At 44.2% G+C, this 13,705-nt stretch carries 10 protein-coding genes; 8 read left to right on the top strand and 2 right to left on the bottom strand.

All coding sequences use genetic code 11. The features are described from left to right. The first annotated feature begins 76 nt into the window (after positions 1-76). From DEO27_RS25660 to DEO27_RS25635, 6 genes are all read left to right on the top strand, one after another. The gene (locus DEO27_RS25660) at positions 77-2,587 is read left to right on the top strand and encodes a TonB-dependent receptor (RefSeq protein ID WP_112572835.1); all 2,511 of its coding nucleotides are present in this window, start codon (positions 77-79) and stop codon (positions 2,585-2,587) included. A gap of 606 nt (positions 2,588-3,193) precedes the next feature. Then, positions 3,194-4,171 carry an alpha/beta fold hydrolase gene (locus DEO27_RS25655; protein ID WP_112574220.1) on the top strand — a complete coding sequence of 326 codons (978 nt, stop codon included), beginning with the start codon at positions 3,194-3,196 and terminating at the stop codon, positions 4,169-4,171. Positions 4,172-4,217: 46 nt separating this feature from the next. Then, entirely contained in the window at positions 4,218-4,634 is a 417-nt protein-coding gene (gene tsaE / locus DEO27_RS25650) for a tRNA (adenosine(37)-N6)-threonylcarbamoyltransferase complex ATPase subunit type 1 TsaE (RefSeq protein ID WP_112574219.1), read from the top strand. A gap of 53 nt (positions 4,635-4,687) precedes the next feature. Beyond that, positions 4,688-5,914 carry an alanine dehydrogenase gene (locus DEO27_RS25645; RefSeq protein ID WP_112574218.1) on the top strand — a complete coding sequence of 409 codons (1,227 nt, stop codon included), beginning with the start codon at positions 4,688-4,690 and terminating at the stop codon, positions 5,912-5,914. 1 nt (position 5,915) lies between these two features. Next, positions 5,916-6,599: a M15 family metallopeptidase gene (locus tag DEO27_RS25640; protein ID WP_112574217.1), complete on the top strand. Its 684-nt coding sequence runs from the start codon at positions 5,916-5,918 to the stop codon at positions 6,597-6,599. Between the two features lie 111 nt (positions 6,600-6,710). Further along, positions 6,711-7,706: a YihY/virulence factor BrkB family protein gene (locus DEO27_RS25635; RefSeq protein ID WP_112574216.1), complete on the top strand. Its 996-nt coding sequence runs from the start codon at positions 6,711-6,713 to the stop codon at positions 7,704-7,706. A 205-nt stretch (positions 7,707-7,911) separates the two neighbouring features. On the opposite strand, the gene DEO27_RS25630 is transcribed toward DEO27_RS25635, so the two are convergent. After that, complete coding sequence (locus DEO27_RS25630) at positions 7,912-9,237, bottom strand: D-alanyl-D-alanine carboxypeptidase/D-alanyl-D-alanine-endopeptidase (RefSeq protein WP_223818053.1); 1,326 nt, start codon at positions 9,235-9,237, stop codon at positions 7,912-7,914. Positions 9,238-9,455: 218 nt separating this feature from the next. Here DEO27_RS25630 and DEO27_RS25625 point away from each other — a divergent pair, with 218 nt between their 5' ends. Both DEO27_RS25625 and DEO27_RS25620 read left to right on the top strand, forming a co-directional pair. Then, positions 9,456-10,547, top strand: coding sequence for an aspartyl protease family protein (locus DEO27_RS25625; protein ID WP_146750085.1), 1,092 nt, complete (start codon positions 9,456-9,458; stop codon positions 10,545-10,547). 95 nt (positions 10,548-10,642) lie between these two features. After that, the gene (locus DEO27_RS25620; protein ID WP_112574213.1) at positions 10,643-13,285 is read left to right on the top strand and encodes a zinc-dependent metalloprotease; all 2,643 of its coding nucleotides are present in this window, start codon (positions 10,643-10,645) and stop codon (positions 13,283-13,285) included. A 138-nt stretch (positions 13,286-13,423) separates the two neighbouring features. On the opposite strand, the gene DEO27_RS25615 is transcribed toward DEO27_RS25620, so the two are convergent. Beyond that, positions 13,424-13,696: a hypothetical protein gene (locus tag DEO27_RS25615; protein WP_112574212.1), complete on the bottom strand. Its 273-nt coding sequence runs from the start codon at positions 13,694-13,696 to the stop codon at positions 13,424-13,426. Positions 13,697-13,705: the final 9 nt, after the last annotated feature.

Genomic DNA, 13,705 nt, shown 5'->3' with positions numbered 1-13,705 from the left:
GCTGTCTTATATTTTTTTCTTAAAAACAACTCCGTTATCATTAAACGGTAATTATCGATTTTCTTAACTTTTCATCATGAAATTAAAGCTTATAAGCTTCATTATATTGTTGTTTGTGCAGATTTCTGCATTTGCTAACAAGTATACTACTACTATAAATAATAAAACCGAAGATGCAATCGGCAGTCTTTCGGGTACTATCACCGATAAAGCCGACGGCAAGCCGATCATCGGCGCTACAGTAAACATTCCGGATTTACGCAAAGGTGCTATTACCGACGTGAATGGTAAATATAGCTTTGGCAGTGTGCCTAAAGGCGTTTTCCTTGTTCAGGTAACTTATATCGGTTATTTAACCGTTAACCAACGGGTCGACTTTTCAAAAACGAGTGTATTTGATGTTAAAATGCAAACCTCATCGCTTGAAGCCGGTGAAGTTGTAATTACCGGTGTAAGCAAAGCCACCGAAATAAAGCGCAGCCCTGTACCAATGGTGGCCGTAGGCAAAACTTACCTTGAGCAGCGTGCGGCATCCGGCAATATTATTGACCAGATAGCTACATTGCCTGGTGTAAGCGCCGTTACTACCGGCCCTAACGTTTCAAAACCTTTCATTCACGGCCTGGGCTACAACAGGGTGATCACCCTGCAGGATGGCATACGCCAGGAAGGCCAGCAATGGGGCGATGAGCATGGTATAGAAGTAGATCAAAACTCTATCGACAGGGTTGAGGTAATTAAAGGCCCTGCAAGTTTAACCTATGGCTCGGATGCAATTGGCGGTGTAGTAAACCTGATATCACCGGCTCCGGTACCCGAAGGCAAGATCCTCGGCTCGGTTCAGGGATTATATGGGACCAATCAGGGACTGTATAACGGATCGTTCAGGCTACAGGGAAACCAAAACGGCCTTATTTGGGGTACCGTGATCTCGGCCAAAGGCAGCAAAGACTATCAGAATGAGCACGACGGCCGTGTATATGCTACCAATTATCGCGAAAAAGATGCCCGTGTAATGGTGGGCCTAAATAAATCGTGGGGATACTCATACCTGCATGCATCGGTGTTTGATGATGAGCAAGCTATTCCGGACGGTAGCCGCGACTCACTTACCCGCAAGTTTACCCGCCAAATTACCGAGGACGACGCTTTCAGGCCAATTGTTCCGCAGTCTGTTTTAAACTCGTATAGCATCCCTACTTTGCACCAGCATGTACAACTTTACCGCATTTACAACAACAGTAACTTTATTTTAGGCAACGGAAACCTGGCAGTTAACCTGGGATACCAATATAGTCACCGTCGTGAGTTTACTCACCCCGAAGCCGGTGACATTGCCGGGCTTAACCTGCACCTAACTACTTATACATATGATGTTAAGTATAATTTCAACATTGGTAACGAGTATGAAACAACCTTCGGCATTAACGGCCAGTACCAAAACAACACCATCGGCGACGCGACGGATTTCCCTATACCAGCTTACCACCAGTTTGATGTAGGCCCTTTCTTTGTAATAAAAAAGAGTTTCGGCAAACTTGACCTTTCGGCAGGCGCAAGGTACGATACCCGTTCGTTCAGCAATAGCGCGGCGTATGTTGACACCCTTGGCCGCAACGGATTCCCGCAGTTATATACCGGCAGCAATCCAGAAACAACTGCAAACGTGACCAAACAGTTTGACGCCTTTAACAAAAGGTTCAGCGGATTTTCAGGCAGTTTCGGAGCAACTTATAATGTGTCAGACGCGTTCCTGATCAAAGGAAATATTTCACGCGGATTCAGGGCACCAAGTATAGCTGAAATTTCGGCCAACGGCCCGGATCCCGGCTCACAGATCTACCACATTGGTGATAAAAATTTTAAACCGGAGTTCAGCTTACAGGAAGACATAGGTACTTTCCTTACCCTGCCTAATATTTCGGCAAGTGTTGAGGTATTTAACAACAACCTGTCAAACTATATTTACCAGCAACAGGTATTAGCCGCCGATGGCAGCCCGGTTTACACACAGGGTTATACCACGTTTACTTATGTACAAAGCAAAGCCCGCATTTATGGCGGCGAGGTAAATGTAGATCTGCACCCTATATCATGGCTGCATTTTGAAAACGCCTTAAGCTTAACCTATGGCGAAAACAAAGGCAATGGCGGCCCGGTTGCGGACAGTTTAAAATACCTGCCTTTTATACCTCCTTTGCACACACATTCCGAATTGCGGGGTACATTTAATGGGGGCTTTGGTAAAATCAAAAGCATTTATGCCTTTGTTGGGTTTGACCACTATAGCGCTCAAGACCGCTTTTTCGCTGCATACGGCACAGAAACCTATACAGCAGGCTACAACCTGTTAAGCGCAGGTTTTGGAGGCAACATTGTTAACAAAGCGGGTCAGCCGGTTATCAAACTTTTTGTTGAGGGCACCAACCTTGCCAATGTTAACTATCAATCAAACATGAGCAGACTTAAATATTTTGATAACCCTAACGTACCTGAAGGTGTACACCCGGGCATATTTAATATGGGCCGCAATATCAGCTTCAAGGTGGTTGTTCCTTTTGGCTTCAATAGCAATAAAAAATCCTGATAACATTTAAACTATTAACTGAAAGTCCTGCCGTTTGGCGGGACTTTTTTTGTTTACATACCGGACACCTTTTCCACTTTGTCATCCTGAGTGGAAGAAAATAGAGATCTGTGAAGGTCAAATGACATATCCGCCGCGTCATTGCGAGGCACGAAGCAATCGCACAGGGGCAGGTAACGACCATTGTTGTAATGAACTTACATCGTCGCGCTCCTGGCCGCGCGTGGCCAGGTACTTTTGTCGCCACAAAAGTACCCAAAAAGGCTTGCAGCAGAAAGGCTTCTTTGCGCACATCCAACCCTAAGTCCACCGCCCGGCCTTTGCCCTGCAAAACGAACAGAACCACGGGCTGCAATTATTTTGCCCCGATTCGCCCTATCCCCAGCTTCTGCAAAAACTTGCTATGCCCCTGCAGCCGCACGTTCCCCGCATTGTTCTGCCCGTATTCACCCGAAGCTGATCTGCTGCGAAAAACATCCGGTTTTTATTATGTCATGGGTAGGGACGAAGGATGACAAAAAGTTCAGCAATCGTCACCTCCAGGTCAAACTCCCTTTTTAGGCAGCAGGGGAGCAAACATTTAATTCTGTCTCCTGTATCTTCTATATGCGTAAAATACTGTTACTTCTCGCTCTCGTATTGGCAAACATTGTTGTAAAAGCTCAGTCCGATACCCTTTCAATCACACTCGAAAACGTAAAGTATCCATATCCGGTAAACTTTATGCCCATCAAAGTGGAAGGGCAGGATCTCCGCATGGCATATATGGATGTAAAACCGGCTGCCCCAAACGGTAAAACTGTTATGCTTTTTCACGGCAAAAACTTTGGTGGTTACTATTGGACGGATGTGATCAAGGTGCTAACCGGAAAAGGCTATCGAGTTATAGTCCCCGACCAGATAGGTTTTGGGAAATCCTCGAAAGCGTTTATTCATTATAGCTTTCACTTGTTGGCCCGGCTTAATAAAAACCTGCTGGATAGTTTAGGCATACAGAAAATCACACTAATGGGTCATTCCATGGGAGGGATGCTGGCTACCCGCTTTACGCTGATGTATCCCGACAGGGTGGAAAAACTACTGCTTGAAGATCCTATCGGCTTAGAAGACTATCGCACCTTTGTCCCTTATAACAGTGCCGAAGATGATTACAAAGCCGAGTTAAAAACCAGCTACGAAAGCGTTAAGAAATACTATCAAACATCCTACTTCACATCCTGGAAACCCGAGTATGAATACCTGGTTAACATTGGCGCTGGGGTGAGTAAAAGTGCCGATTTTCCGCGTTATGCTAAAGTAGCCGCGTTAACATTTGAGATGATCTACGAGCAACCTGTCTGTTACGAGCTTGGACTGATTAAAGTGCCTACTGTATTATTCATAGGGAAAGAGGATAAAACAATAGTTGGCAAAGCGTTGCTGAGCGACGAAGAGAAAGCTAAACATGGGCAGTATAAAATATTAGGCCCGGAAACCGCTAAAAAGATTCCCGGCTGCAAGCTGATTGAATTTGACAATTGCGGGCACATCCCGCATATTGAAGCTAAAGATGCCTTTTTTAAAGCACTTACGGCTAATTTATAATTTAGGGATTTTGAGTATTTTTGGATATAGAACAACATCATTACACGTGCAACTATCTGTAAATTCACTATCCCAGTTACCGCAGGCTGCCGAAGCCGTCCTGGCCAATTCGGCGGGGAACAAAATCTTTCTTTTTTATGGCGAAATGGGGGCCGGGAAAACCACGCTCATCAAAACCTTGTGCGAGCAGTTGGGGGTAACCGAACAGGCTACCAGTCCAACGTTTTCTATCGTTAACGAGTATATTGGCCGGGATAGCCGGATCTTTCACTTTGATTTCTATCGCCTTAAAAACCAAACCGAAGCACTGGATATGGGCTATGAAGAATATTTTTACAGTGATGCCTACTGCTTTATTGAGTGGCCCGAAAAAATTCCGGACCTGCTTCCCATCCATTATACCACTGTCAGGATCGAGGTATCAGACGCCAATTCGCGCCTCATCAGCATCGAAAATATTTAGTTTTATCATCCATCGTTTTTTATTATCTTCAACAGCCTTTAAAACAATACATCATGAGTTCAGGGATCTATAGCGGGTTTTCGGATATTGCCAAACAAGCAATGATGCAACCCCAGGAATCGTTGCTGGAGGTAAAAAGCAAAAAAAACAAGCTGTACATCGGCATTCCTAAAGAAGTATCCTTCCAGGAAAACCGGGTGCCTTTAACACCGCTGTCGGTAGCTTTATTGGTTAACAATGGGCACGATGTATTACTGGAAAGCAATGCGGGTCAGGCCGCTAATTTTTCGGACAAGGACTATAGCGAACAGGGGGCCCAGATAGTTTATGATACCAAAAAGGTTTACGAAGCCGATATCATCATCAAAATAGCCCCGCCAACCGCGCAGGAAATTGAAATGATGAAGCCGGGACAGCTCCTGATCTCCACCCTGCAAATGGCTACGCTCAAAGCCGAAAATATTCAAGCCCTCATGGCTAAAAAAATCACGGCCTTAAGCTTTGAACATCTTCGTGATGAAGGCAATATTTTGACCGTAGTAAGGGCCATGAGCGAAATTGTAGGCGCGACCTCTATCCTCATTGCTGCCGAATATTTGAGCAATGTTTTTGAAGGCAAGGGCCTGATGCTGGGCGGCATAACCGGTGTTCCACCTACAGAAATTGTGATTCTTGGCGCTGGTACAGTCGGGGAGTATGCCGCACGTACCGCCATATCACTTGGTGCAGAAGTTAAAGTGTTCGACCCCTCAATATACAAGCTTCGTCGCCTGCAAAACAATATTGGCAACCGGGTTTTCACCTCTGTTGTTCAGCCTATTGTATTGGAGAAAGCCATTACCACCTGCGATGTTGCCATTGGCGCGCTCCGTGCCGAAGACGGTCGCAGCCCATGTATTATCTCAGAGGCTACCGTTAGCCGTATGAAACGCGACTCGGTGATTATCGACGTAAGTATTGACCAGGGTGGCTGTTTTGAAACATCCGAGGTAACTAACCATACCCATCCGGTTTTCCGTAAGTATGATGTAATCCATTATTGTGTACCTAATATCGCTTCTCGGGTTGCACGCACGGCTACTTATGCGCTTACCAATATTTTTGCGCCTATTCTGCTTGATATCGGCGATATGGGCGGCATCAAAAACCTGATTTGGGAAAAATCCGGCGTGCGGAACGCGGTTTACATTTACCACGGCCAGCTCACCAATAAACACATCGGCGAGCGTTTCTCCATCCCATGTAAAGATCTTGACCTGCTGATCGTATCTCACAGATAATATGCTTCGCAGATATTTGATCTTATTGGTATTTGTCGCCGGCTCATTGCATGTTAGCGCGCAGCATTATAAGTATATCGACAGTACAAAAATATGCGGCGTTGCCCGTTATAAAGTACAGGTTAAGGCCAATCCAGATAAGCAGCTTGTCGAGATCAAAAAATATATTCCGGAAATAGTTTTAGACCTCCGGTATGCTACCAACAACAATTTCATGCACCGTCGCATGTATACTACCGCAAAGGCATTTGCACGGTTACCAGTAGTGAAAGCATTGCAGCAGGTGGAGGCCGAATTAAAAACACAGGGCCTTGGCCTTAAAATTTACGATGCATACAGGCCATACTCGGTAACCGTTAATTTTTATGAAATGGCACCGGATACCAATTTTGTAGCCGACCCGCGCAAGGGATCAAAGCATAACCGGGGCTGCGCTATCGATCTTTCTCTTATCAACCTTAAAACCAGGAAGGAACTGGATATGCCAACAGGTTTTGATAGTTTCAGCCGTAAGGCCGGTGCAAACTACATGGATTTACCGGCACGGCAAATTTCCAATCGTGAGCTGTTAAAAACCGTAATGGCCAAATATGGGTTCAAGGTGATATCAACCGAATGGTGGCATTATGATTTTACCGGCTGGCCCGAGTACGAATTGCTGGACATTCCGGTTCAGGCGCTGTAACGCTTTTGATACCTCCATTTAAAACTTACACCTTTTATTACAAACACCTTACAAAAGGCATCAATATTGTATAATCTTTCGCAAACAGATGTTAACCTTTAATCTACCGGCATGAAGTTTTTTAGCAAAGAACATTTTAAACAACTATGGAAGGTACTCCTGGCGTCCTTCACTGGCTTTTCAAAAGATAACGGCTTAAAATTAAGTGCTTCGTTGGCTTATTACACAGTATTTTCAATCGCCCCCTTATTAATCATTGTGATATCGGTAGCCGGGCTTGTTTTTGGGCAGGACGCGGCAACAGATCGTTTATATCCTGAAATTGTTCACTACGTTGGCAAAGGGCCGGCAGCTCAAATTCAGGACGCCCTAAAACACCTTGCATTGTCTGGAAAATCGGGCATTGCGGTTGTTATTGGCATTGTGACACTGTTATTAGGCGCGAGCAGCATTTTTATTGAGATCCAGGACTCGCTTAACATGATATGGCGGGTTAAGGCTAAACCCAAAAGCGGCTGGGTGCAATTGCTAAAAAATCGTTTCGTATCATTTTCACTGATCATCAGTCTCGGGTTTTTACTCCTCGCTACACTTATTATCAACATTGTGATAAGCGCCGTGCAGGACCAGATTCAACGCTTTTTCCCGCAGATAGATTCTATAACACAAATCCTTGTTAAAGGCATAAACCTGGGCATCACATTAGTGGTGATTACTACCCTGTTTGGTATCATATTTAAGTTTCTGCCCGATGTTAAGATCAAATGGCGCGATGTACGCAGCGGCGCGGTATTTACAGCTATCCTGTTTATGATCGGGCAATATCTCATTAGCCTTTATATCCAATACACAGCCCAGGGCTCGGCTTACGGAGCCGCGGGTTCCATCATCGTAATATTGGTGTGGATCTATTATACCTCGGCAATATTATATATCGGTGCCGAATTTACGCAGGTTTACGCCGAGGCCAGCGGGAGCCACATCGAGCCGGCTGATTATGCGGTTCATGTTCAGCAAACCGAAATTGAACACAGGGTAAAAACACTTCCAGCCCAAAACCCACAACTTGAAGGAAATTTAAAAAAGGACGGGGAAGGAAAAGGTTAAATACAGGCGGGGCACAAGTGAGCCCCGCACAATCCATCGCGCAACACTTGCGCCAGAAAGGGGAAGAAAAGGGATAGGAAACCCAAAAACAACATGCCATGCTGAACTTGTTTCAGCACCCCACTTGCTAAGTATTACCATGCTAAGCAAGACGCCAACTAATCACATGAGGGCCCGAAACAAATTCGGGATGACGAAATGATGTTTAAAACTCCTCATGAATATACGTCATAATCCTTACCATTTCATCTCTTATTTCGCGGGTTGAGCGGGTAAAGTTATTGTTCATGAACGCGAAAGCCAGGCGCTTGCCTTTGCGGGTAACAATGTAGCCGCTTTGGTTATGGTTATTACTTAACGATCCGGTTTTAGCCCACACAAACGGCTGCCCGTTATCGGTTTTATAAGCGCTTTTGATGGTACCGGCTACGCCGCCTATCGGCATCATACTGTGCAGCAGGTTTTCATCTTTCACCTCATCCTGAATTTTAAGCAGCAGGGCTACAATATCCCGTGGTGTAAACAAATTAAAGCGCGATAGGCCTGAGCCATCAACCCATTGCGGCACATCGGGCAAATCATTTAAAAAATGCGCTTTTGAATAATTGATCACCGAATCGGTGTTAAGGGTACTAAATTTTAATGATGAGCATACCAACAGCAATTGTTCGGCAATAAAATTATCGCTGGGCTGGAGCATCCGCCGGTAAACCGAATCGGCTTTGGTATTGTAAACAGTTTTGGCGTCGGCGGTCATGGGTTCCTGTAATAGGGTCACCTGCTTTTTCAGTGTATCCTGCAGTAATGCCATGGTTAGCTGCAAGCTCGTTTTCCATGGAATTTCCTGTTTATAATTTACCGGAATATCACCGGCGGGGTACACAAAATTATTGCTGATAACATCGCGCTTTACTTTAAACTGTTTGGGGCGATAGTTGATATCGGCATTCAAAAACCTTTTTAAATAATTAGGCCTTACCTGCATATTGCCGTCCTGATCTGCATAAAGCAGGGCGACGTTATCTTCAACGGGCAAGGCTGTAATTTCGGCCTGGTAATAGTCGTTATAATCATCCCAGGCCCAACCGGCGCCAAAAAGTTCGCCCGTATAATTCCCTGGCGAATAAAACAGCTGTTTATTGCTATTCTTTAAAAAGTTAAGCCCGTTAACCCCTTTTAAGTCACTATGTAAAAAAGAGGGATCGCCTGTACCCCAGAATATCAGCGAATCGCCGCGCGTTTGGTAGCGCAATGCAGGGATAGAATCACCGAGCATTTTCAAGCACGTATAAAAGGTAAAAAGCTTGGTATTAGATGCCGGCGTGAAGTATTTATCGGCATTTAATTCATATATCATTTTATGCTCGTCAAGATCATAAAGGGCAAACCCTGTAAAATGATCATTAACAATCTGCGAACGCTTAAACAGCTTTTTTACCTTTCTTTTTTTTATTGAACGGGCATAAATAGTATCATGACAAAGGGATAAAACACAAACAATTAACAGAAATGAAATTGTTGACTTTCGCATAATAAAATAATTATTTAACAAATAAATCTCGTAAATTTAATACACCAACTATAACCGATTTGTTACACAAGCTATATTATAATTTACGCCTCCCGGGGGCATTGTGGCTTGCATCCGTGTTAACATTTTGCTTTGCAACCACAGCCCGGGCTCAGTACTTTGATCTTGATGTGCATAAAAAAAAGGTGACTATTCCGTTTAAATTGGAGCGGAACCTGATGATCATCCCACTCAAAATCAACCATAAAGGGCCCTTTAATTTTATATTGGATACAGGCGTAGGCCTCATGATCATAACCGATCCTAAATTAGCCGATTCTATCAGCATTCCTAACAAACGTATATTAAAAATCCCCGGTCTTGGCGAGGGGGAGGATTCTGAAGCTTATGTAACCTCAACTTTAGATGTAGCTATACCGGGCCTTGTTAGTTACGATGTTGCCGCGGCTATTTTAAGGAAAGATATATTTAACCTTTCGGGTTATGCCGGCATGCCTATCCATGGCTTGCTTGGTTATGAATTTTTTAACAATCTCGCAGTGAAAATCAGTTTCCAGGACAGCACCCTTACCATTTGCAGGCCTAAAGACCTTAAGCCATTCCGGAAATCAAATAAGATCCCGATGTCGGTAGAAGACAGGAAAGCATATGTATATGCTAAGGCCTTTATGCCAGGCATCGCCCCCATAAAAACCAAACTGGTTGTTGACCTTGGTGCAGGTCACCCGGTATCCATTGAGCGTTATATCAAAAACTACGGGCTTCCGCAAAAATTTATTTCTTCAGCCAATCTTGGTATTGGTTTAAACGGCCCCATAAACGGCTTTATAAGCAGGATGGAGGAATTTGACCTCGGTAAATTCAGGATGAAAAAAGTAATAGCTTCTTTTCCGGACGATGGCAATAACCAAACCCACCTGGCTGTTCCGCGCGATGGAAACCTGGGCGTGGGCATTCTGAAACGCTTTACCGTTATTCTGGATTACCCTGATAGCGCCATGTATTTAAAGCCCAACTTTACCTATAATGATCCGTTTGAGCATGACATGAGCGGCCTTGAATATTATGCGGCAGGCGATCATTTGGAAAGGATCATCATCAGCCGGGTTGAACCGGGCTCGGCCGCCGACGAAATTGGTCTTGAACGTGATGATGAAATAATATCGGTAAATTTTAAGCCGGTTTCAAGAATGAGCCTCCAGGATATTGATGAACTTTTTAAATCAAAGGATGATAGGAGCCTGCTGCTTGAAGTTTATCATGATAAACGGGTTGATAAAGTTGTGCTAACCTTAAAACGCCGCATATAATCAATAATACTTGTAAATTATTAATGATAAAACGCTTTATCGGCAAAAAAAGACCTGCTTTTTATATAAATTTACGGTTAAAACTATTGTAATAAATGAAAAAACATTCGCTGCCGGGTATTTATTTACGCGGCTCAGTACTGGCACTTGCTGTTTTGGCTGGCTCATGCGCTACCAAAAAGCAAGCTGCAAACCAAAGCCTCACACTAAAAACCACTACTACAGCTAACGGAACTGTTGCTACCGCGACAACCGGTGCCCCCAAAAAAGAGGGAATTAAAAAATTCAGCGACCTTATTCCGGCAAAAACCAAGGCCGATAGCGGACTTTTTAATACTTATAAAGTTGATGGCAAATATTATTATGAAATACCCGATTCGTTAATTAACCGCGAAATGCTTGTGGTTACCCGCTTTGTAAAAACACCAGGCGGCTTAAAGACATTTGGCCAGCAGTACGGCGGCGAAGAAATTAACGACCAGGTTTGGAAATGGGAAAAGCACGATAAGCAGGTATTTATCCGGGTTCCAAGCTATTCGTTACGTGCCGATAGTACCAGCGATATGTATCAATCGGTTAAAAACTCCAACCTGGATGCAATATTGGCCTCTTTTGAAATAAAAGCTTTTAACAAAGATACCACCGGTGTTTTAATTGACGTTACCGATTTTTATAATGGCGATATCGCCGCTATCGGTCTGTCTGACGATATCAAGAAAGCCTACAAAACCATGGGCGTTGATAACTCTCGTTCATACATCGACACCATTAAAAGCTTCCCGATAAATATTGAAGCGCACACCTTAAAAACTTACCGCGCCGGCGAATCGCCAACCGATAACAGCATCGCCGCGGTAACATTTGAACTGAACACCTCCATGCTGCTGTTACCTAAAGTTCCGATGAAGTCCAGGATCATGGACCCGCGCGTAGGATTTTTTGGCCAGCGCCAAACGGATTATGGCACCAATGCACAAAAAGCCCTGGTTACTGCCTACATCCACCGCTGGAAACTGGAGCCAAAAGACCCAATTGCCTATGCAAAAGGTGAGCTGGTTGAGCCTAAAAAACAAATTGTATTTTATATTGACCCAGCCACCCCTAAAAAATGGGTGCCATATTTAATACAAGGTGTAAACGATTGGCAAAAAGCCTTTGAAGCAGCAGGTTTCAAGAATGCAATTACTGCTAAAGAAGCTCCAACAGCCAAGCAAGACCCTCAATTCAGTACCGAAGATGCCCGCTATAGCGTGATCAGGTATTTCGCATCGGACGTTGAAAACGCTTATGGCCCTCACGTAGCCGACCCACGTAGCGGCGAGATCCTGGAAAGCCACGTTGGCTGGTACCACAACGTAATGCAATTACTGCGCGACTGGTACCTGATCCAAACAGCGGCAGTAAATCCTAATGCCCGCCATGCACAATTTTCTGACGATCAAATGGGTGAACTAATCCGTTTTGTATCATCTCATGAGGTTGGCCACACCTTGGGCTTACCACATAACTTTGGTTCAAGTTATGCTTACCCGGTTGACTCGTTACGTTCAAAAACCTTTACCGACAAACACGGTACCGCGCCATCTATCATGGACTATGCCCGTTTTAACTACATTGCCCAACCCGGCGATGGCGTTACACACCTGTACCCACAAATAGGGGAGTATGATGACTGGTCGATTAAATGGGGATATACCTGGTTCCCGGGTAATAAAACTCCGGAGCAGGAAAAAGAAATATTAGCCGTATGGACCAACAAGAATGCAGGTAATCCAGTTTACTACTTCGGTCGCCAGGGCACTTCTATCGACCCTCGTTTACAAAACGAAGACCTGGGCGACAATGCCATGAAAGCCAGCGCTTACGGTATCGCCAACCTGAAACGCATTTTGCCGAACCTCGAAAAATGGTCGTACAAAAAAGATGAAGATTACAGTGACCTTAACGAATTATACAACGAGGTTTTAGGACAGTTTTATCGTTACATGGGCCATGTAACCACCAACATTGGCGGCATGAACGAAAACTTTAAAACCTATGATCAAAAAGGTGCTGTATATGATTTTGTCGGCAAAGCCCGTCAGCGTGAAGCTGCATTATTCTTAAATCAGCAATTATACGCTACACCGTCATGGCTTATCAACAAAACCGAACTGGCCAAATTTGATAACGGCGTTATCATAAACCGAATTAAAGCTATGCAGGTTTCATTATTAAGCAACGAGTTGAATCCGTCAAGGTTAGCACGCATGTATGATAACGAGGCTAAAAATGGTGCTAACGCATATACTGTAGCTCAACTATTAACAGACCTACACACCGGTATCTTTGGTACCGCTAAACCCGATGGCTATCAGCGTAACCTGCAAAGAGGGTACATTGAAAATCTGAAAAACCTGTTAAACACAGATGCAAGCTTTTCGTTCCCGGGTGTATCAAGCGCGCAACTGGCAAGCTGGGGCTTTACCCCAATCAACATTGTGCTGTCTGATATCAGGCCGATGGTACGTGCCGAGTTAAAGAAAATTGATACCGGTTTGCCAAAAGGCGGCGATGCGATAACAGCAGCTCATTATGCCGACCTTCACCTCAGGATAAAGGAAGCCCTTAACCCTACAAGACCGGTTGTAAATATCGGCGGAGGAATGGTTAGGGGTATAAATACCGCCAACCAGGATATACTGAATGAGAAAACAGGAAGTATGAATTGCTGGCCACGCACCAATGTTGAAAACTAATTTGAGGTAACCCTTCAAAAATCCTTCTTAAAATCCTGCCTTATTTTTAGGGCGGGATTTTTTATTTTAAGGGCATATTAAAAACCCCGCCAAATTGCTTAATACTATAAGGAATAGGTGTCAGAAAAGGCCCGCCTGCTATTTAAGCTGACTAATATTGTCAAAAAAGGCAACCTGCAAATCAAGCAACGACTTTACATTTATCTTTTCACCGTAAGCATCGAAGCACAAAAACTTAGTGGCCTCCGGTTTATTTTTCTTTGATTTTTCGAAAAAATTAAAGGTTTCAAAAAAATAATGATTGGTTGTAATATGACTTTTGCTGTTGGTTTGCGATGTGTTGAGCCGGAACCCGATCGTGTCTATCCATTTGTGCACTTTTGCGTGCAGCGTGTTTCCAATATTGTTCATAGGTTAATG

It is taken from the genome of Mucilaginibacter rubeus (assembly GCF_003286415.2).
GTDB classification, from domain to species: domain Bacteria; phylum Bacteroidota; class Bacteroidia; order Sphingobacteriales; family Sphingobacteriaceae; genus Mucilaginibacter; species Mucilaginibacter rubeus_A.
This window is presented reverse-complemented; position numbering and strand designations above follow the sequence as displayed.